Consider the following 20,302-nt stretch of genomic DNA (forward strand, 5'->3'; position numbering starts at 1 on the left):
GCCTGGCACGGAAGCTGCACGATACGCTGTTGAGCAGCCGACCCGAACGGCGTGCGACGCTCCTGGTCGAGCCCGAGAATGAACGCGCTTACGGCGCGTACCTGCGCTGGGGATGGTCCCGAGTCGGTGTAACGAAACCGAGTTGGCCGGACGCACCGACATTCGATGTCTTGATTCGTGAGCTGAGATAACGTGAGCATGCGCGAGCTATCGACGCTGGACAATGATGCTCGTACGGCAGGGCGTCGTCGCGGTGCTCGCGCGATCAGGTCGCGGACGCGTCTTCTCGGCCACGTCGTGGGGCAGGCGGTCGCCACTGCCTGCCCGCTCCGACTCCGTTGAATCAGTCCAGCGACCGGAAGAACTCGCGCACGTCGCCGATCAGCAGCTCCGGTACCTCGAGTGCGGGGAAATGCCCGCCGGAGTAGAACTCCGACCAATGGGTGATGTTGTGTGTGTGCTCGGCGAAGCGGCGGATGGCGTAGTCGCCGTCCTTGAATACCGCGACGCCGGTGGGCACGGTGCCTTTCGGTTTCGGGGCGAACATGGTCGCGTCGTGGAAGCGCTCGTAGTAGAGGTTGGCGACGCTTCGGGCGGTGTCGGTGAACCAGTAGATGCTCACCGTGGTGAGCAGGCGATCGAGGTCGACGGCCTGTTCCGGCAGGTCGTGGGATCGGTCGGTCCACTCGCGGTACTTCTCCACGATCCAGCCGAGCTGGCCGGTCGGGGAATCGGCGAGCAACTGGGCGATGGTGTTCGGGCGGGAGCCCTTCAAATTCATGTAGGCGGAACCGTCGTCCTGGAACTTCTTCATCGCGCCCAGTCGCGCCTTCTCCGCGTCGGTGAGCGCGGCCACGTCGGCGGGGTCGCCGGTCGGGAAGGTCACCAACGCGTTGACGTGCACGCCGAGGACATGCTCGGCATCGGTCCGCCCCAGTGCCGGGGCGATGAAGGCGCCGTGGTCGCCGCCCTGCACGCCGTAGCGGTCATAGCCGAGGCGGGCCATGAGTTCGGCGAGCGCCGCCGCGATCCGGCCGTCGTTCCAGCCCGGCTCGGTGATCGGGCCGGAGAAACCGTGGCCGGGCAGCGACGGGATGACCAGGTGGAAGGCGGGCGTGTCCGGGGCGCCGTGCGCGGCGGGGTCGGTGAGCGGGCCGATCATGTCGCGGAAGTCGGCCACCGAACTCGGCCACCCGTGCAGCAACAGCAGCGGGGTGGCGTCCTCTCGAGCCGAGCGCACATGCAGGAAGTGCACGTTCTGTCCGGAGACGATGGTGGTGAACTGCGGGTAGGCGTTCAACTGCGCCTCGGCGGCGCGCCAGTCGAACTTCTCGGCCCAGTACCCGGCCAGTTCCTTCAGGTAGGCCGTCGGCACACCGCGCTCCCAGCCGACGCCGGGCAGGTCGTCGATCCAGCGGGTGCGGGCCACGCGAAAGCGAAGGTCGTCCAGGTCGGCCTGCGGGATGTCGATGCGGAAGGGGCGGATCTCGGTGTTCGTCATGCCATTGATACTTCGGGTAACGAGGGGCCCGCCGAATCACGAGAATTCGTTATTTCCATCGTGGGCGCTCTGGCTCGAAGTACCGATCCAGCTCTCCACCGCGCTCCGCCTCGGCTCCCGCGATTGGCGCTGACCTCGCCGTCGGGGCATGATCGCGCCGTGGTCAGCCTTCCGGTATGCGGCGCCTTCGTGGGGCGGGCCGCTGAGCTCGCGGCATTGCAGGATGCCTATGGGGAGCCGGCGGTGCATACCGTGCTGGTCGGGGGCGAAGCGGGGATCGGCAAGTCGCGGCTGGTCGCGGAGTTCGGGACGCGGCTCAGGGCCCGCACGGCGGTGCTGTCCGGGCGGTGCCCGGAATTCGGCGCGAAGGGGGTGCCGTTCACTCCGTTCGTCGCGGTCATGCGCGCACTGCTGCGCGACCAGGGCGTGGAGGCGCTCGCGGCGCTGCTCCCGGCGAAACCCGCGCTGGCGCGCTGGCTTCCCGAACTGGCGGCGCGGTCCGGCGCGGCGGAGATCGACACCGATCGGATCCGGTTGTTCGGCGAGATCCTGACCGTGCTGGAACAGTGCTCGATGAACAGACCGCTGGTGGTGGTGCTGGAGGATCTGCACTGGGCCGACGAGGCCGGCCTGGAATTGCTCGCCTTCCTGGTGGCCAACATCGCCGAAGGTGATCTGTTCTTGGTCGGCACCTACCGGCCCGCCGATTCCGGACCGTTGCGCAAGCTGGTCGCGGGCCTGCGCCGCGACCCCGGTGTCCGCCTGCTTTCTCCGGCGCCACTGACCAGGCACGAGGTGGGCAGGCAGCTGGCGGCGCTGCGCGGCCGGGAGCCGGAACCAGGAACGATCGGGCGAATCTTCGAGCGCAGCAGAGGAATTCCGTTGTTCGTCGAGGCGCTCGGTCCCGCACCCGAGGATACGCCCGCCGCACTGTCGGAGCTGTTGCTCGGCCACCTGTCCGACCTGCCCGACCAAACCGCGTCGGTGCTGCGGCTCGCGGCGGCGGCCGGGTCACCGGTCCGGCATACCCTGCTGGCGGCCGCCTCCGATCTCGCCGAGGACACGCTCACCGCGGCTTTGCATCAGCTGATCGACCAGCAGCTCTTGGTGCCCACCGACACCGGCTATCAGTTCCGCCACGTGCTCATCCGCGACGCCGTCTACGACGATCTCCTACCAGCCGAGCGAAAAAGGCTGCACAGCAGCCTTTCTCGTGTACTGGCCGCGCTCCGCAAGCGGGAACCGGACGAGTGCCCCTCCGGCGAGCTGGCCTACCACGCGTATGCCGCCGGGGAGCTGCCGCTGGCACTCGAGGCCGCCTGGGAAGCCGCGGCAGAAGCGGAAACCGTTGGAGCGCATCGTGTCCGCGTGCGCTATCTGGACCAGGTGCTCGAATCGTGGGATCGGGTGCCGGAAGCGGCGAGCCGGGTGGACGCCGACCGGATCGATGTGGTGGAAGCGGTGGTCGCCGCGTGCTACCGGGGCGGTGTCGTCGAGCGCGGAATCGCGGCGGCCGACGAAGCGCTGACCGTCATCGATGCGGAGACCGCCCCGGAGCGCGCGGCCCGGCTGCACTACTACCGCGCGGGACTGCGCAATCAGAGCAGCGGCGGCGGGGAAGACGACCTGCTCGCGGCGCTGGCTTACCTTCCTTCGGACCGGCCGACCCTGCTGCGCGGCGAAGTGCTCGCCGAACTCGCCGCGGCGCGGGTGTTCAGCGGCGCGGCGGCGGCGGCCGAGAACGACGCGCGCGCCGCCGTCGAGGTGGCCGAACGGTTACGCAGTGCGCCGAACGCCGACGACACCTCGCCGGTAATGGCTACGTCGCGTGCGCCCGAGGAGGCCGCCGGCGCGGACGCCGCGTCCGCATGGCCGCATTCGAGCGTCTTTCGCGACGACCGGCGCGCCGGGGCGCTGGCCGCGCGCGCCTACGCCTATCTCGGGCTGGCAACCGCGGACCGTCCGAAGGCCGCCGTCGCCCACTTCGAACAGGCGCATGCGATCGCGAAGGCCGCGCAAGATCCGGGCACATTGCTCACGGTGGTGCTGTGGGAGTCGGCACTGCTGGTGTCGGCGGGCGCCGACGAGGCTGCCATCACGGCGATCCAGCAGGGGCTACGCGCCGCGCACGAGACCTACCGATTCGCCGAGGCGGCACCGATCCTGCTGGTCAAATGGGCACAGGCGCTCACTGCGCTGGGCCGCTGGAACGAAGCGCTCGAGCTGATCGACGAATCGCTCACCGAGCAGCTGACCCCGTTGAGCACCGCCGCGCTGCTGCTGTGTCACGCGCGGATCATGCTGGCGCGTGGGGACGAGGAGGCCGCGGCGGCGAGCGCGGCGACCGCACAGCCCTTGCTCGGAGACCGCCGCTGGGCCAGGCAATACCAGATCCAACTGCACACCGTGCGGACCGAGATCGCGCACGCGGCGGGCAACCCGCAGCGCGCCGCCGAGATCGGCGCTGCGACATTGAGCGCGGACGACCTGGCCGCGCACCACCACGAGGCGTGGGCACTGGCCGAGGCGATCGCCCGAACTCGCCGCGCCCCACTGGTTCTGGACTCCGTCACGGCGAAGTTGCCGGTGACGTCCGCCGTCGACATCGCATGTCGGAATTCCTGCCACGCCGTGCGCAGTGGCCGTCCCGCTGATTGGGCCAAGGCGGTGTCCTCCTGGCGAGCCCTCGGTCGACCGTACGAGCTCGCGCGCAGCCTGCTCGAATCCGGCGACGCGGAATTGGCAGCGGGTGATCGCGCGGCAGCACGCGGCGCACTGCGTTCCGTTCTGGAGCTGGCCGACGAGTTGGCGGCCGAGCCACTCGCCGAGCAAGCCAGGCGGCTGGCCGATCGCGCCGGGATCGATCTCGCCCATTCCGGCAACCGGCCTGCCACGACCTCGCGGGCGGACACAGCGGGCCTGACCCCACGGGAACTCGACGTGCTGCGTCTGGTGGCGACGGGAGCCAGCAACCGTCAGATCGCGGCCGAGCTTTTCATCAGCGCCAACACCGCCGGTGTGCACGTCTCGCGGATCCTCGCCAAGCTCGGCGCGTCCAGCCGCACCGAAGCGGCCGCGACGGCGCGGAAACGCGGATTGCTCGTCGCCGACGGATGACCGACCACGGGCTGGCGGCATGATCGGCATCGTCCGCGCCGCCGCGTAACGAACGCGACCCACCACGTTTCGTGCCGGTGCGCGGGCCACACAGGTTCGATCGCCGACCAGGCATACTCCTCAGCGGCCGATCGGTGCGATGGCCGTGGATACCGGACCACCGACCCGTAAGATACAGTACGTCGAACATGTCTCGAAAGGACGGGCTGATGCGGTCGACCTTGCTGTCCCGGCGCGATCTCGACTTCCTGCTCTATGAGTGGCTGGAGGTCGAGCGGCTCACCAAACGCGAGCGGTACGCCGAGCACTCGCGCGAAACCTTCGACGCCGTGCTCGACCTCAGCGAGCAGCTCGCGACCAAATACTTCGCGCCGCACAACAAGCTCAACGACGCCAACGAACCCACCTTCGACGGCGAGCGCGTGACCATCATCCCGGAGGTCGGACAGGCGCTGGAAGCCTTCGCCAAGGCCGGGTTGCCCTCGGCGGCAATGGATTACGAACTCGGTGGCGCACAGCTGCCCGCGACAGTCGCGCAGGCGAGCTATGCCTGGTTCCAGGCGGCCAACCCGGGCACCGCGGGCTACCCGTTCCTCACTGTGGCCAACGCGAATCTGCTCCTCGCCCACGGCCCGGAGCACGTCGAGAAGTTCGTCGAGCCCATGCTCGCGGGCCGCTTCTTCGGCACCATGTGCCTGTCGGAGCCGCAGGCCGGCTCGTCGCTGGCCGACATCGTCACCCGCGCCGAACCGCAGGACGACGGCAGCTATCGCCTGTTCGGCACGAAGATGTGGATCTCGGGCGGCGACCACGAACTCGGCGAGAACATCGTGCACCTGGTGCTGGCCAAGATCCCCGGCGGGCCCGCGGGCACCAAGGGCATCTCGCTGTTCGTGGTGCCTCGCTTCCTGGTCGGCGACGACGGCGCGATCGGCGAACGCAACGACGTGGCCCTGGCCGGGCTCAATCACAAGATGGGCTTCCGCGGCACGGTGAACACCGTGCTGAATTTCGGCGAGGGCCGCTGGACGCCGGGCGGCGCGCCGGGCGCGGTCGGCTACCTGGTCGGGGAACCGCATCGCGGCTTGACCTACATGTTCCACATGATGAACGAGGCGCGCATCGGCGTCGGCCTGGTCGCCACCGCGCTCGGCTACACCGGATACCTCGAGTCGCTGGACTACGCCCGCACCCGCACGCAGGGCCGGGCCAAGCTTCCCGCCGACCCGTCCGCGCCGCAGCGGCCGATCATCGAGCACGCCGACGTGAAGCGAATGCTGCTGGCGCAGAAGGCGTATGTCGAAGGGGCGCTGGCGCTGGTGCTCTATTGCGCGCGGCTGGTCGACGAGCAGCGCACCGCCGAATCCGACGACGACCGCCGCGCGACCACCCAACTGCTGGACATCCTGACCCCTATCGCCAAGAGCTGGCCCTCGCAGTGGTGCCTGGAGGCCAACAGCCTCGCCATCCAGGTGCTCGGCGGCTACGGCTACACCCGCGAATACAACGTCGAGCAGCACTACCGGGACAACCGGCTCAACCCGATCCACGAGGGCACGCACGGCATCCAGGGCCTGGACCTGCTCGGACGCAAGGTGACCCAGCAGGGCGGCGCGAGCCTGCTCGCACTCGGGTCCCGGATCGATGCGACCATCAGCGCCGCGCGCGCGGCGGGCGGCGAGGCGGCCGAGCTGGCCGCACAACTGGATTCGGCGTGGCGGCGGCTGGTCGAGGTCACCGCGGGGCTGTTCGCCTCCGGCGATATCGAGGCCGCGCTGGCCAACAGCTCGGTGTACCTGGAAGCCTTCGGCCACACCGTGCTGGCCTGGATCTGGCTCGAGCAGTTCCTCGCCACCGCGGACCGTTCCGGCGATTTCTACGATGGCAAGCGGCACGCGGCCCGGTTCTTCTATCGTTTCGAATTGCCCAAGACCGCACCGGCACTGGATCTGCTCGCCAGCCTGGACACGACTACACTGCGGATGCGCGACGCCTGGTTCTGAACACCGCCCGTTTCGATACACTTTCCAGAAGATGTATCATTCCGCGGTGATCGATTCCAGTCAGCGGACCACCCGCCCTCCCGGCCGACCGGCCTCCGCGACCAGGGAACAGGTCATCGAGCACGCTCGCCGGGCGTTCCTGTCCGGTGAGCGCGTGGACATCCAGGCGATCGCCGGACAGCTCGGGCTCAGCCGCGCGTCGGTCTACCGCTGGTTCGGCTCTCGCGACGGGGTGCTCGGTGCGGTCCTGGCCGGGGAGTTCGAGGCGCTGCTCAGCCGGGCGGACGCTCGCCGCCGCTCCACCGGAGCGCGGCGCATCCTGGACGTGCTGTACCGGGTCAACCGGTGGATGACCGACAACGAACCGTTCCGGCGCTACTTCGAGAACGAGCCGCTGTCCGGGCTGCGCATCCTCACCGCGAGCGACGGGCCGGTACAGCCGCTGGTCGTGGGCACCGTCCAGGAGCTGATCACCCGGGCCACGGAGGAGGACGGCTACGACCCGCCGCTGGAACCGGCGCTGCTCGCTTACGCACTGGTCCGGCTCGGCGAGGCGTTCCTGTACAACGACAACGTCGCGGGTATCCGCGGCGACGTGGACCGGCTGCACGAGGTGCAGGCGGCGCTGCTGGGCATCCCCGAGGCGATCGCGCCGTGACCGGAGCGCTGCTACACGCGCGCTTTCCCGAGGTGGCCGACACGTTGCCGTTCCTCCGGCTCGGCACCGCTCCGACGCCTGTGCGCCGCTGTGACCTCGGCACCGCCGCCGAGCTGTGGTGCAAGGACGAGAGCGGATACGGCGACGGCGGATGGGGCGGCAACAAGGTCCGCAAGCTGGAATGGCTGCTGCCCGAGGCACGACGGCGCGGTGCGCGCACTATCCTCACGGTCGGCGGCATGGGAACCAACTGGGGCCTCGCCACGGCCTTGTACGCGCGCGCCCACGGTATCGATACTGCTCTCGCGCTGCTGGACCAGCCGGTCGACGACCATGTGCGCGCACAACTGCGGCGACTGGAGAATTCCGGCGCCACTTTGTATTACACGCACAGCAAACTGCGCACGATCCTCGCGGCGCCGTGGCTGTATCTGCGCCGGATCCGTGGCGGCAGGCGTCCTTACTTCCTCCCTGCGGGCGGGTCGTCACCGGTCGGCGCGCTGGGCTATGTCGAAGCGGCGTGCGAACTCGCGGCCCAGGTCGCCGCGGGTGAGCTTCCCCAGCCCGGTTACCTCGTCACCGCGGTCGGATCCGGCGGCACCGCGGCCGGCCTCGCGCTCGGCCTGCGGCTCGCCGGGCTGCGCACGCGCGTCGTCGGAGTCGTCGTCAACGACACGCTTCCCCTCGACGCGAAGCACATCGTCCGCCTCGCCGAACGGACCGAACGCCTGCTCCGCACGCGCGGAGCGCGCTTCGCGCCGACCGGACTTCGGCCCGAGGACATCACGATGACGACCGACTGGCTCGGCTCCGGCTACGGCCACAGCACGCCCGCCGCCCGAGACGCCGAACAGCGCGCCGAAGCGAGCGGATTGCGCCTGGAGACCGTCTACACCGCCAAAGCGCTCGCGGCGCTGCTCGCGATGGACGGCGCGGGCGCCTTCGGCGCGGAACCGGTGCTGTTCCTCAATACCTACGGCCCACGACCATAGATCGGTGCGCCGAAGCCTGGTCGCCGCCGCGTTCGAATCGCCGTGATCGAAATTCGGCCGTCGGCGCCCGACGTGGCGTATTGCCCGGACAGCCGGGCATATCGCCAGGTCGGGCGGCGGGACACCCGGCGCAATAACATCCCCTGATTTTTCCCGGCGGCGGCGCGGGCGAAAACGCCGCCCCATCCGCATTATCGTCGCTATTCGTGCAGGTCAGCGACGGAAAGGCGGAAACGGTGGCAGCGGAACCCACGCCGGTGCGGCAGTTGCGCGCCGATCAGGCGCGGCGGGTGGCCGACATCCTGCGCCACCAACTGCACGCGGGCGCGTTCGACGGCGCGCTGCCGAGCGAACAGGACCTGGCCGCCGAGTACGGCGCCTCGCGCAATACCGTCCGCGACGCCTTGGCGCTGTTGAAGGACGAGGGCTTGATCGACCGGGCGCCCAAGGTGGGCACCCGTGTGGCCACCCGCAAGTACGACCACGGGCTCGACGCCCTGCTCGGATTGCAGGAGACCTTCAAAGGCCACGGCACCGTGCGCAACGAGGTGCGCGCGGCGATGCACGTCGCCGCGCCGCCGGCTGTCGCGCGCAGGCTCGGTCTGGCGCCGGGCGAGCGGGTGGTCTATCTCGAGCGGCTGCGCTACCTCGCGGATCTGCCGTTGAGCCTGGACCTCACCTACCTCGTGCCCGACATCGGCACCGAGGTGCTCGGCCACGATCTCGAGCACACCGACGTCTTCGTGCTGCTGGAACGCATCAGCGGCCGCTCGCTCGGCTCGGCCGACCTCGCCCTGGAAGCGGTGCCCGCCGACCCGCACACCGCCTCCACCCTCGACGTCCCCGGCGGCGCGCCGCTGCTGATGCTGGAACGCCTGACCCGGCTCGACGACGGCCGCCCCGTCGACCTCGAGTACATCCGCATGCGCGGCGACCGCATCACCATGCGCGGCAGCCTGACCCGCAGCACCCCCGAATGGAAGGTCCTCTAGATGGCACTCGTGAACCAGCGCGCCGACATCCCCGTCACCATCGACGAGTCGCTGTGCATCCAGGGCTGCACGCTGTGCGTCGAGATCTGCCCGCTCGACTCCCTGGCCATCAACCCCGACAACGGCAAGGCCTTCATGCACGTGGACGAGTGCTGGTACTGCGGTCCCTGCGCGGCCCGCTGCCCCACCGGCGCCGTCACCGTCAACATGCCCTACCTGCTCCGCTGATCTGGAAGACCGATGAAAGCAAAACTCGCCCCCGTCCTGCTCGCCGCCGCGCTCGCGCTGACCGGGTGCTCGCTCGAGCAGACCGACGACACCCCCGCGGGCACCGTGAAGGTGGTCGTCGGCTACCAATCGAAGACCATCAACACCGTCACCGCGGGCACCTTGCTGCGCGCGCAGGGCTACCTCGAGCGGTGGCTACAGAAGATCACCGACAACGGCGGGGCCAAGTACCAGGTCGAATGGCAGGACTACGACACCGGCGCGCCGATCACCGCGCAGATGGTGGCCGAGAAGATCGACATCGGGTCGATGGGTGATTACCCGTTGCTGATCAACGGCTCCCGCACCCAGGCGGGCGAGCGCTCGCGCACCGAACTGGTGTCGGTCACCGGGTACAACCCCAAGGGCGCGCTGAACATGGTCGTCGTGCCGAACGATTCGGCGGCCACCGGCATCGGCGACCTGGCCGGGCAGAAGATCTCGGCCAGCGTGGGTTCGGCCGGGCACGGCACCCTGGTGCAGGCGCTGTCGCGGGCCGGGATCGACCCGGTCAAGGGCGTGGAGGTGCTCAACCAGCAGCCGCAGGTCGGCGCGACCGCCCTGGAGTCCCGTCAGGTGGGCGCGCTGTCGCAGTTCGTCGCGTGGCCCGGTCTGGTCGTCTTCCAGAACAAGGCCAAGCTGCTCTACGACGGCGCCGAACTCGGCGTGCCGACTTTCCACGGCGTGGTGGCCCGGCGCGCGTACGCCGCCGATCACCCGGAGGTGCTGCAGGCGTTCCTCGCCGCGCAACTGGACGCCACCCAGTTCCTGCGGGACGAGCCGTTCCAGGCCGCGAAGATCGTCGCCGAGGGGTCCGGGCTGCCCCAGGAGGTGGTGTACCTCTACAACGGCCCCGGTGGAACGAGTTTCGACACGACGCTCGAGCCCAGCCTGATCTCGGCGCTCAAAGGCGATGTGGCGTACCTGAAGTCGATCGGCGATTTCGCCGACCTGGACATCGACCGGTTCGTCGACGACGCGCCGCTGCGCAAGGCGTTCGCGGAGACCGGCCGCGACTACGACCGCGAACTCACCGACACCACCAACCCGACCCGCGTCACCGGCGCCGATCCCGTCTGCGGTAAGGCGGCGGAGAACCCCGCGCTGGCCGGCGAGTTGTGGCTGGACGGCGCGCCGAAGCCGCAACCGGCCGCGGATCCGACCTGCCTGCTGCGCGCGGTCCAGGCCGCGAAAGCGCAGGGCAAGACGATCCGCGCCGCCTACATCCCGGATACCGAACTCGGCACCCGCTGGTTCGCCGACAAGTCGATCTGGCTGCGCGACGGGGACGGCTATCTGCCCTTCACCACCGCCGCCGCCGCGCAGCGCTACCGGCAGGCACATCCGTCCGCCGCCCCGGTCACCTACGACCGAGCCGTCACGGAAGTGCGCGGATGACCAGCGAACTCGCCGCCCCCGCTGTGCGGGCCACGGCGGAAACCACCGCGGTCGGCACGGAGGCCGCCCCGGCGTCGCGATCGGCTTGGCGCTCACGGCTGCTGCGCGTCGGCTCCGTCGCCGCCGCGGTCGGCCTGTGGCAGCTGCTCACGGTCAACAACGTGCGGGCGGGTCTGCGTTTCGACACGTTGCCGACCGTCACCGAGATCGTCGCCGAATTCGGCACCCAGTTGCGCGCCGACCAGTACTACCTGGACATCGCGCAGTCGCTGATCCGGATTGTCACCGGCTTCGGGCTGGCCGCGGTGGTCGGCGTGATCGCGGGCATCGGCCTCGGCCGCTCGCGGCTGCTCGCCGACACCTTCGGCCCGCTGGCCGAACTGGTCCGGCCGATCCCGGCCATCGCCCTGGTCCCGGTCGCGATCCTGCTGTTCCCCAGCGACAAATCCGGCATCGTGTTCATCACCTTCACCGCGTCGCTGTTCCCGGTGCTGGTCAGCACCAGGCACGCGGTGCGCGCACTGCCCACGATCTGGGAGGACGCGGTGCGCACCCTCGGCGCGTCCCGGCTGGACGTGCTCGCGCGGGTGGTGTTCCCCGGCATCCTGCCCGGCGTCTTCAGCGGACTGTCGGTCGGCGTCGGCGTGGCATGGATCTGCCTCATCTCCGCGGAGATGATCTCCGGACGGCTCGGCGTCGGCTACCGCACCTGGCAGGCCTACACCATCGTGGACTATCCGGCGGTGTTCGTCGGCATGATCACCATCGGCGTCCTCGGTTTCGCGACATCGGGGCTGGTCGAGCTGGCCGGCCGCCGCATCACCCGCTGGCTGCCCAGAGAGGTCGAAGCATGACCACAGTGATCGACGCACCGGCATCGACCGGGATGCGCCTGAGCCTCACCGGCGTCCGGATCGCCTACGGCGGCGAACCGGTGCTCGACGGGCTCGACTTGGCGATCGCGCCGGGCGAGATCCTGGTCGTGGTCGGCAAATCCGGCTGCGGCAAGTCGACCTTGCTGCGCGCGATCGCCGGACTGCGCGCCCCGGAAGGTGGAACCATCCTGGCCGACGGCGACCGCGTGAGCGGCCCCGCGGCCGACCGCGCCCTGGTGTTCCAGGACGACGCGCTGCTGCCCTGGCGCACCGTGCGGCAGAACATCGAGCTGGCCCTGCGCCTGCGCGGCACGCCCCGGGCCGAGCGCCGGGCCACGGCCCTGCACTGGGTGGACGAAGTCGGGCTCACCGGGTACGCCGACTATCTGCCGCGCGACCTGTCCGGCGGCATGCGCCAGCGCGTCCAGCTGGCGCGCAGCCTGGCCGCCGCGCCGCGCGCCGTGCTGATGGACGAGCCGTTCGGCGCGCTGGACACCCAGACCAGGGAAACCATGCAGCGCCTGCTGATCCAGACCTGGCGCGCCCACCCCACCACCATCGTCTTCGTCACCCACGATCTCGACGAGGCCCTGCTGCTCGGCGACCGTATCGCCGTGCTCGGCGGCGGCACGCTGCGGGCGCTGGTGCCGGTGCCCAGCCCACGCGAGGCGATCGACCGGTCCGCGACGAAGGCCGAGATCCTGGAGAGACTGTGAACATTCCGCCGCTATCCGAACAGATCCGGCTCGACTGCGACGTGCTCGTCATCGGGGGCGGCACGGCGGGCACGATGGCCGCGCTCACCGCCGCCGAGCAGGGCGCGAACGTGCTGCTGCTGGAGAAGGCGCACGTGCGGCACTCCGGTGCGCTGGCCATGGGCATGGACGGCGTGAACAACGCCGTGATCCCGGGTAAGGCCGAACCGGAGGACTACGTCGCCGAGATCACCCGGGCCAACGACGGGATCGTCGACCAGCGCACCATCTATCAGACGGCGACGCGCGGCTTCGCCATGGTGCAGCGGCTGGAGCGCTACGGCGTGAAGTTCGAGAAGGACGAGTACGGCGAGTACGCGGTGCGCCGGGTGCACCGCTCCGGCTCGTACGTACTGCCGATGCCCGAGGGCAAGGACGTCAAGAAAGCGCTGTATCGCGTCCTGCGCCAACGCAAGATGCGCGAGCGGATCCGCATCGAGAACCGGCTCATGCCGGTGCGCGTGCTCACCGAGGGCGGGCGCGCCGTCGGCGCCGCCGCCCTGCACACCCGCACCGGCGAATTCGTCGCCGTCGCCGCGAAAGCGGTGATCCTGGCCACCGGGCCGTGCGGCAGGCTCGGGCTGCCCTCCAGCGGATACCTGTACGGCACCTACGAGAATCCGACGAACGCGGGCGACGGCTACTCGATGGCCTACCACGCGGGCGCCGAACTCAGCGGCATCGAATGCTTCCAGATCAACCCGCTGATCAAGGACTACAACGGCCCGGCCTGCGCCTACGTCGCCAATCCGTTCGGCGGCTACCAGGTCAACGCCGAGGGTGAACGCTTCGTCGACTCCGATTACTGGTCTGGCCAGATGATGGCCGAGGTCAAGCGGGAGATCGAATCCGCGCGCGGCCCCATCTATCTCAAGGTGTCGCACCTGCCCGACGAGACACTGAGCACGCTCGAAGGCATCCTGCACACCACCGAGCGCCCCACCCGCGGCACCTTCCACGCCAACCGCGGCCACGACTACCGCACCCACGACATCGAGATGCACATCTCCGAGATCGGCCTGTGCAGCGGGCATTCCGCCTCCGGCGTGTGGGTCGACGAGCACGCGCGCACCACGGTGCCCGGCTTGTACGCGGCGGGTGATCTGGCGTGCGTGCCGCACAACTACATGATCGGCGCGTTCGTCTTCGGCGATCTCGCGGGCGCGCACGCCGCGTCCACCCTGGACGAGGTCGCCGCACCCGCCGACCTGCCCGAGGACCAACTGGCCGCGGCCCACGAGCTGATCTACCGGCCGTTGCGTCAGCCGGACGGGCCGCCGCAACCGCAGGTCGAATACAAGCTGCGGCGTTTCGTGAACGACTATGTCGCGCCGCCCAAGACCGCGGCCAAGCTGAGCATCGCGGTGGAGACCTTCGACCGGATGCGCGGAGAGGTCGAGAGCATCGGCGCGCGCACCCCGCACGAGCTGATGCGCGCGGTGGAGGTGTCGTTCATCCGCGACTGCGCCGATATGGCCGCCCGCAGCTCCCTGACCAGGACCGAATCCCGTTGGGGCCTCTATCACGAGCGCGCCGACCTACCCGAACGCGACGATGTCGAATGGCGATACCACCTCAACCTGCGCAAGAACCCCGACGGAACTATGGCCTTCCTGAAGCGACCGGTGGCGCCGTACCTGGTTCCCGTGCCCGGACTCGACGACCTGCCCTCCGCCGATGCCGAAGCGGTGCCGGTGCACCAGCCGCACCTGATCGCAGGCCGTGCGCCGCATATCGGCGTCGCCGCTGACGGCGATCGGGCCGCCACCGCGACGGCGCAACCCGCCACTCCCCCGTCACCCCGGATCGTCGCGTTGCTCGCGCTCGACGAGCCCAGCGTGGAGCAATTGTCGGCCTATCTGACCGATCCCGACGCGGGCGTCCGGGCCGCGGCGATCTCGGTGCTGAGCGAGCACACCCCGGAGGGCTTCTCGATCGCCCTCGGCGAGGCCTTGGACGACGAAGCGGCCTCGGTCCGGCGTGCTGCCGCGGCCAGTCTGCGCGAGCTCGTCGAAGTGCTGCCCTCCGCGGAAGGGCTTGCCGACCGGCTCGGTTCGGCCGATCCCGTCGTGCGATCCACCGTGATCGATCTGCTGCGCGCGCTGCGGGCGGGCGAGGCCGCGCAGTATCGCGCCGCCTTGGCGGACGGGGATCATCGCGTCCGCATCGAAGCGGTACGCGCGCTGGTGTCGCTGAACGATCGCGACGGCGTCGCCACCCTGGCCGCCGACGAGAATCGGGAAGTGCGGATCGCCGTCGCCCACGGCCTCGCCGCCATCGGCGACGGCGGGCTCGAGGTGATCCGTCGCCTCAGCGACGACCACGACCCGCTGGTGCGCGCCGCGGCGCTCACCGCGTTCGCCCAGCTGGGTGGCGAACCCGCGGACGTCACCGCACTGGACGCCGCGCTGCGCCATTCGGCCTGGCAGATCCGTCAAGGTGCGGCGCGCGGGCTCGCAGGCACCGACCCGGACCTCGCGGTGCCGATTCTGGCCGCCGCCCTGCACGATCCGCATCTCGACGTCCGCAAGGCGGCGGTGCTGTCGCTCTCGGCGTGGCCGCACCTGCCCGCGGCGCACGACGCGCTGCGCGCCGCGATCGACGACACCGATGCCGATGTGCGCGCGTATGCCCGGCGGGCGCTGGCCACCCAGCCCACGGCATAGGACAACATGGTTGCCGCAGCTCGAATCGCTGATTAAATTAGCGGCTCGACCGTTGCCGACGCGCTAACCAGGGTATAGCCGGGTGGTGACGGGGCGGCCGACGACGAGTCCGCGCCGTTGTCCATCAGCAGCGACGGGAGTGTGGCGTTGACCGTGCCGAACTGGCTGGATCTGGCCGTGCTCGGCATCCTCGCGGTCGCGGCGGTGCTCGGCTGGCGCCGCGGCGCGATCGTGGGGCTGCCCGGCTTCGCGGGTGGACTGGCGGGGGCGATCCTCGGCGCGGCGCTGTCGGCGGCGGTGCTCGGCCGGCTCGCGCCGGGCGCCGTGCGGCTGCTCCTGGTGCTGATGGTGACCGTCGGGTTGGTCGCCTTCGGCGCGGTCGCCGGGCACCGGGCCGGACAAGCCGCGCGCGCGGCAGTTTCCGATCCCCTCACGCGGCGCGTCGACGCCCTCTGCGGCTGCCTCGTTCATGTGCTCGCGGTCCCGCTGGTGGTGTGGTTGTTCGCCGCGCCGGTGGAATCCGCCGCCTTGGTGCGTGATTCGACCACCGTGCGGACCGTGGACGACGTCGCGCCGTTCTGGCTGTCCGGGCTGTCCGAGGTGCTCACCGGGCCGATCATGGAGGCCGGGCTCGGCCTCCCGCTCGCGCCGCCCGATCCCGGCATCGTCGACGGACCGATGCCCGCCGAACTGCGGGCGAGCGTGCTGCGGATCCAGGACCTCGCACCGACCTGCGGTGTGCGGCAATCCGGCTCCGGATTCGTCATCGCGCCGGAGCGGGTGCTGACCAACGCGCACGTCGTCGCAGGCTCCAGCAAGGTCTCCGTGGACGCCCCGACCGGATCGCTCACCGCCGACGTCGTGCAGTTCGATCCGGCCATGGACATCGCGGTGCTGGCCGTCCCCGGTCTCGCCGCCCCCGCCCTCACCGTCGCGCCCGAACCCGCCGGTCCCGGCGCCGACGCCATCGCGCTCGGCTATCCGCGGGGCGGGTCCTACACCGCGTCCGCCACCCGGGTACGCAGCCGGGCCGCGCGTCAGGTACGCGACATATACCGCACCGGTCTCGGCGAACGCGAGATCTACACCGTGGACGGGACGATCCAGCACGGCAATTCGGGCGGACCGCTGGTCGACCGCGCCGGCCGCGTGCTGGGCATCGTGTTCGGTGTCGACGAGAACAACAGCAACGTCGGGTTCGCCACGAGCCTGCCGGAGGTCCTCGATCGGCTCGACCACGCATGGCGATCCGACCGGCCGGTCGACACCGGCCCCTGCGCCTCCTGACCGGTGTCAGGAAGCGTCGGCGACGATCACCACTCCGCTCGAGGCGTCCAGCAGCGGAATCGTGCGCTCCGCGGCGTCGTCGACGTGCACGCGCGGGTGCGTGGGCAGTTCGGTCTCGTAATAGGTACCCGGACCGTAGAACTGGCCGTACTTCACCACCACACCGTCGAAGTCCAGCACGGCGGCTTCGTGATCCTGGATCGCCGCGCCCCGGCCCGAGGGCGGCTCCCACGCGATACTCTGCGCGAGAAAACGTTTCGCACCGGCCGCCCGCGCGGCGGCGATCAAGTTGCGGGTGCCCTCGGTGCGGATGCGCGAGTTGGCCTCGGCCCGCTCCGGCAGCAGCGCCACGTCGTCCGGCAGGTCGGTGAGCTGATGCATCACCATGTCGGAGCCGAACCCGACCACGGCGGCGGTCAGGGCATCCACGTCGTAGACATCGCATACCACCGGCTCGGCGCCGGCTGCCCGCAGCCGGTCGGCTTTCGCCGCCGACCGGGTCATCCCCGCCACCTCATGTCCCGCCGCGAGCAGCAGCGGAAGCAGGCGGACGCCGATCACGCCGGTAGACCCGGCCAGGAAGATGCGCACGGTCTTCATTTTGCAGCGCCCGCGGTGCTGCGTGTTCGCCGGGATGTGTATGTTTCGCCACAGGCTCGGCCCGCACACGAAGGAAGCGTGCGCGCGCATCGTCTGTTCGCACGCGGTTCGCCACGGGGGAGGCCCGCTGTCGTTCCGCCACAGCGATTCTCCCGCTCCGATCAGGTCACGCGCGGGCACAACGGCAGGTCAATCGCAGCTCACCCAAGCGCTTACCGCGTTGTGGTCCACCACGTAGTCGATTCCGCGGGCGGCCAGCATGCGCAACACGGCCGTGTTGTCCGCCGTCGTGCTCACGAGGAGCTTCGCGTAGCCCTCCGCTCTCGCCCGCTCGATCAGTCCGCCGAGCACCGCGGTTCCGATGCCCGTTCCCCTGCGCGAGCGGCCGATCCATACTCCCGCCTCGGCCGCTCCCGGCACGTCGGGCAGCGGACACAGGCGCGCCGCCCCGACCACCTCGCCGTCCACTCGGATGCCATAGGTCGACTCGATCGGCGGACTCGCCAGCGCCCGGCCTCGGTGGAACGCCAGGAAGCCAGCTGTCCGGTCGGCATCCCAGCCGCCACCGGGCTCCTCGACCGGCATCACCTCGCCCGGGTCCGCGTCCGCCACGGCCGCGTGAAGCAGATCGGTGAGGCATCGCTCGTCGAGCGGTTCCAGGGTTACGTGGATGGGCACAGCGCCGATCCTGTCACCGGGATCGACCACGCGCGAACCTATTTCCGCCCGCTCAGATCGGAGTGATCGGCAGCCGCAGCGCGCCGGGTGCGGCGACCGGGACCACCGGGTTCTTCGGTTCGATCGCAGCGAGCCTGCGGTAGGCCGTCCCGAGGGGCGGGCGCGGGTCGTCCTCGCCCTTGTTCGGCCACAGCGCCATGGCGCGTTCGGCTTGGGCGGTGATGGTCAGCGAGGGATTCACGCCCAGGTTCGCCGAAATGGTCGACCCGTCGGTGATGTGCAGGCCGGGATAGCCGTAGACCCGGTGATACGCGTCGACGACGCCGGTCTCGCGGGAGTCGCCGATGGCGCAGCCGCCGATGAAGTGGCCGGTGATCGGAATGTTCATCAGCTCGGTCCACGCGCCCTGCGGAAGGCCGCCGATCTTCTCGGCGATCCGCCTGGCCACTTCGTGGCCCTCCGGAATCCAGGTCGGCGGCGCGGCGCCGTCGCCCGGCTTGGTCGTCATCCGCCTGCCGAACAAGCCGCGCTTGGTGTAGGTCACGATCGAGTTGTCGACGTTCTGCATGACGAGCACGCCGATGATGCGCTCCGACCAGCGCCGGGGATTGTGCAGCCGATGCAGGTGACGGCGCTGCGCGATGAGTTCCCGCACCCCCAGCCACCAGCGGGCCCTGCCTTCCTGGCCGTCCACGAGCACGGTGGTCAGCAAACTCATCGCATTGCTGTCCTTGCCGTAGCGGACCGGCTCGATGTGGGTGTACTCGTTGGGGTGGATGGACGAGGTGATCGCGACGCCCTTGGTGAAGTCGGAGTCCTTGCGCAGGGAGCGCGCCGCGAGCACCGCTTCGGAGTTGGTACGGGCCAGATGGCCCAGCCGCGGCGAGACATGCGGCAAACTGCCGTTCTCGCGCAACCGGTGCAGCAGCTTCTGGGTGCCGAGCGCGGCGGCCGCGAAGATCACCTGGTCGGCGGTGAAGGTCTGCCTCTCCTTGCGCACCCATCGCCCGGTGCGCACCGTTCGCACCTCGTAACCGCCCTCCTGCCGTGGCCGCACGTCGGTCACGGTGGTGAGCGGATGCACTGTCGCCCCGGTCTTTTCGGCCAGGTAGAGGTAGTTCTTCACCAGGGTGTTCTTCGCGCCGTGCCGGCAGCCGGTCATGCATTCGCCGCAGTGCGTGCAGGTCGAGCGCGTCGGCCCGACGCCGCCGAAGAACGGGTCGGCGACCTGCTGGCCCGGACGGGAATCGTTGTCCGCGAACAACACTCCGACCGGTGTGCGGCGATAGGTGTCGCCGATGCCCATCTCCTCCGCGACTTCGCGCAGAATCCGGTCGGTAGGTGTGGTCGCCGGGTTCTGGGTGACGCCGAGCATGCGTTTGGCCTGGTCGTAATACGGCGTCAACTCCTCGCGCCAATCAGTGATGTGCGCCCACTGTTTGTCGCGGTAGAACTTCTCCGGCGGCTCGTACAACGTGTTGGCGTACACCAGCGACCCGCCCCCGACTCCCGTTCCGCTCATGATGAAGGTGTCGTTGAGCAAGGTCATCCGCTGGATGCCGTAGCAGCCGAGTTTCGGCGCCCACAGATACTCGCGCAGATGCCAGGAGTTCTTCGCGTATTCGTCGTCGGCGAACCGCCTGCCCGCCTCGAGCACGCCGACCCGGTATCCCTTCTCGGTCGCTCGGAGGGCGGCCACGCTGCCGCCGAAGCCGGAACCGATGACGAGCACATCGTAGTGGCTGTCCATGCGCTCGAGCGTAGGGCGGCGAACACACCGGCCGGACGAGAGATACGGACGGTATATCGAGATTTCCGGCCATCTTCCCTTCCGCTTCCCACCGCAACGAGCAACCCGCCGGGAAACCCCGACGGCCCTCGTATGCTCACTGCGTCGCGTCCAGCGAGAGGGAGAGCCTGTGACGGATCGCGAAGTACTGACCTGGGAATTGTTCGGTTCCGCGAGCCGGGAGCTCGCCGCGGCCATCGCGGCGGACGGCTTCCAGCCCGATCTGGTCCTGTCGATCGCCCGGGGCGGGCTGTTCGTGGCGGGCGCCCTCGGCTACGCGTTGGACGTGAAGAACCTGCACGTGATGAACGTGGAGTTCTACACCGGCGTCGACCAGCGCCTGGAACTGCCGGTGATGCTGCCGCCGGTGCCGCAGGCCGTGGATCTGGCCGGCGCCACGGTGTTGGTCGCCGACGACGTCGCCGACACCGGCGCCACCCTGAAACTGGTCCGCGACTTCTGCTCCGGCAAAGTCGCCGAGGTGCGCTGCGCGGTGATCTACCAGAAGCCGTGGTCGAAGGTCGACAGCGAGTACGTGTGGCGGCGCACCGACCGGTGGATCAATTTCCCGTGGTCCACCGAGCCGCCGGTAGTGCAACGCCGACCACGCGTGCTCGACGCGTAACCCGCCTGCGCGTCACTGTCACTGGGACATCGCCGCATCCGAGCCCGTGCGAATCGTCCCCGGGACGAGGCGAACGATGCTGCGGGCGCGAAGCGGCTG

16 protein-coding genes are annotated in these 20,302 nt (G+C 69.8%); 12 read left to right on the forward strand and 4 right to left on the reverse strand.

Features of this window, described 5'->3' with window-relative positions:
- Positions 1-343: 343 nt before the first annotated feature.
- Entirely contained in the window at positions 344-1,501 is a 1,158-nt protein-coding gene (locus NA8_RS34120) for an epoxide hydrolase family protein (RefSeq protein ID WP_063053332.1), read from the reverse strand.
- Between the two features lie 159 nt (positions 1,502-1,660).
- Here NA8_RS34120 and NA8_RS27995 point away from each other — a divergent pair, with 159 nt between their 5' ends.
- The 11 genes from NA8_RS27995 to NA8_RS28045 all read left to right on the forward strand — a co-directional run bounded on the left by NA8_RS27995 (position 1,661) and on the right by NA8_RS28045 (position 16,511).
- On the forward strand, positions 1,661-4,618 hold the full coding sequence (locus tag NA8_RS27995) for a helix-turn-helix transcriptional regulator (RefSeq protein WP_169810574.1): 2,958 nt from the start codon (positions 1,661-1,663) through the stop codon (positions 4,616-4,618).
- A gap of 209 nt (positions 4,619-4,827) precedes the next feature.
- The gene (locus NA8_RS28000; RefSeq protein ID WP_063053334.1) at positions 4,828-6,621 is read left to right on the forward strand and encodes an acyl-CoA dehydrogenase; all 1,794 of its coding nucleotides are present in this window, start codon (positions 4,828-4,830) and stop codon (positions 6,619-6,621) included.
- A gap of 46 nt (positions 6,622-6,667) precedes the next feature.
- Entirely contained in the window at positions 6,668-7,279 is a 612-nt protein-coding gene (locus tag NA8_RS28005) for a QsdR family transcriptional regulator (protein ID WP_245664036.1), read from the forward strand.
- Positions 7,276-8,271 (forward strand): 1-aminocyclopropane-1-carboxylate deaminase/D-cysteine desulfhydrase, encoded by a 996-nt coding sequence (locus tag NA8_RS28010; protein WP_063053336.1) that lies wholly within the window; start codon positions 7,276-7,278, stop codon positions 8,269-8,271. The genes NA8_RS28005 and NA8_RS28010 overlap by 4 nt, the downstream gene beginning before the upstream one ends.
- Positions 8,272-8,507: 236 nt before the next feature.
- A complete protein-coding gene (locus NA8_RS28015; RefSeq protein ID WP_063053346.1) occupies positions 8,508-9,263 on the forward strand; it encodes a GntR family transcriptional regulator in 756 nt (251 codons plus the stop codon).
- Positions 9,264-9,491, forward strand: coding sequence for a 4Fe-4S dicluster domain-containing protein (locus tag NA8_RS28020; RefSeq protein WP_043690033.1), 228 nt, complete (start codon positions 9,264-9,266; stop codon positions 9,489-9,491).
- 12 nt (positions 9,492-9,503) lie between these two features.
- On the forward strand, positions 9,504-10,928 hold the full coding sequence (locus NA8_RS28025; RefSeq protein WP_063053337.1) for an ABC transporter substrate-binding protein: 1,425 nt from the start codon (positions 9,504-9,506) through the stop codon (positions 10,926-10,928).
- Entirely contained in the window at positions 10,925-11,782 is an 858-nt protein-coding gene (locus NA8_RS28030) for an ABC transporter permease (protein WP_084467137.1), read from the forward strand. The genes NA8_RS28025 and NA8_RS28030 overlap by 4 nt, the downstream gene beginning before the upstream one ends.
- Positions 11,779-12,519, forward strand: a complete 741-nt coding sequence (locus NA8_RS28035; RefSeq protein ID WP_063053338.1) for an ABC transporter ATP-binding protein — start codon at positions 11,779-11,781, stop codon at positions 12,517-12,519. Before NA8_RS28030 ends, NA8_RS28035 begins: the two co-directional genes overlap by 4 nt.
- Positions 12,516-15,224: a fumarate reductase/succinate dehydrogenase flavoprotein subunit gene (locus NA8_RS28040; protein WP_063053339.1), complete on the forward strand. Its 2,709-nt coding sequence runs from the start codon at positions 12,516-12,518 to the stop codon at positions 15,222-15,224. Before NA8_RS28035 ends, NA8_RS28040 begins: the two co-directional genes overlap by 4 nt.
- Before the next feature lie 117 nt (positions 15,225-15,341).
- Positions 15,342-16,511, forward strand: coding sequence for a MarP family serine protease (locus NA8_RS28045; RefSeq protein ID WP_063053340.1), 1,170 nt, complete (start codon positions 15,342-15,344; stop codon positions 16,509-16,511).
- A gap of 6 nt (positions 16,512-16,517) precedes the next feature.
- Here NA8_RS28045 and NA8_RS28050 read toward each other — a convergent pair whose 3' ends face one another.
- From NA8_RS28050 to NA8_RS28060, 3 genes are all read right to left on the reverse strand, one after another.
- A complete protein-coding gene (locus NA8_RS28050) occupies positions 16,518-17,111 on the reverse strand; it encodes an NAD-dependent epimerase/dehydratase family protein (protein ID WP_063053348.1) in 594 nt (197 codons plus the stop codon).
- Positions 17,112-17,300: 189 nt separating this feature from the next.
- A complete protein-coding gene (locus NA8_RS28055) occupies positions 17,301-17,789 on the reverse strand; it encodes a GNAT family N-acetyltransferase (protein ID WP_245664037.1) in 489 nt (162 codons plus the stop codon).
- A gap of 52 nt (positions 17,790-17,841) precedes the next feature.
- Positions 17,842-19,539: an FAD-dependent oxidoreductase gene (locus tag NA8_RS28060; RefSeq protein ID WP_063053341.1), complete on the reverse strand. Its 1,698-nt coding sequence runs from the start codon at positions 19,537-19,539 to the stop codon at positions 17,842-17,844.
- 169 nt (positions 19,540-19,708) lie between these two features.
- On the opposite strand from NA8_RS28060, the gene NA8_RS28065 reads away from it, so the two are divergent.
- The gene (locus NA8_RS28065; RefSeq protein ID WP_063053342.1) at positions 19,709-20,203 is read left to right on the forward strand and encodes a phosphoribosyltransferase; all 495 of its coding nucleotides are present in this window, start codon (positions 19,709-19,711) and stop codon (positions 20,201-20,203) included.
- The last annotated feature ends 99 nt before the right edge of the window (positions 20,204-20,302 follow it).

Source organism: Nocardia arthritidis NBRC 100137, from assembly GCF_001612765.1.
GTDB lineage: Bacteria > Actinomycetota > Actinomycetes > Mycobacteriales > Mycobacteriaceae > Nocardia > Nocardia arthritidis.

Bases quoted from the DNA above. Each gene is read 5' to 3' on its own strand.
- NA8_RS34120 (WP_063053332.1), bottom strand. From the start codon at position 1,501: ATGACGAACACCGAGATCCGCCCCTTCCGCATCGACATCCCGCAGGCC.
- NA8_RS28000 (WP_063053334.1), top strand. From the start codon at position 4,828: ATGCGGTCGACCTTGCTGTCCCGGCGCGATCTCGACTTCCTGCTCTAT.
- NA8_RS28020 (WP_043690033.1), top strand. From the start codon at position 9,264: ATGGCACTCGTGAACCAGCGCGCCGACATCCCCGTCACCATCGACGAG.
- NA8_RS28025 (WP_063053337.1), top strand. From the start codon at position 9,504: ATGAAAGCAAAACTCGCCCCCGTCCTGCTCGCCGCCGCGCTCGCGCTG.
- NA8_RS28030 (WP_084467137.1), top strand. From the start codon at position 10,925: ATGACCAGCGAACTCGCCGCCCCCGCTGTGCGGGCCACGGCGGAAACC.
- NA8_RS28035 (WP_063053338.1), top strand. From the start codon at position 11,779: ATGACCACAGTGATCGACGCACCGGCATCGACCGGGATGCGCCTGAGC.
- NA8_RS28050 (WP_063053348.1), bottom strand. From the start codon at position 17,111: ATGAAGACCGTGCGCATCTTCCTGGCCGGGTCTACCGGCGTGATCGGC.
- NA8_RS28060 (WP_063053341.1), bottom strand. From the start codon at position 19,539: ATGGACAGCCACTACGATGTGCTCGTCATCGGTTCCGGCTTCGGCGGC.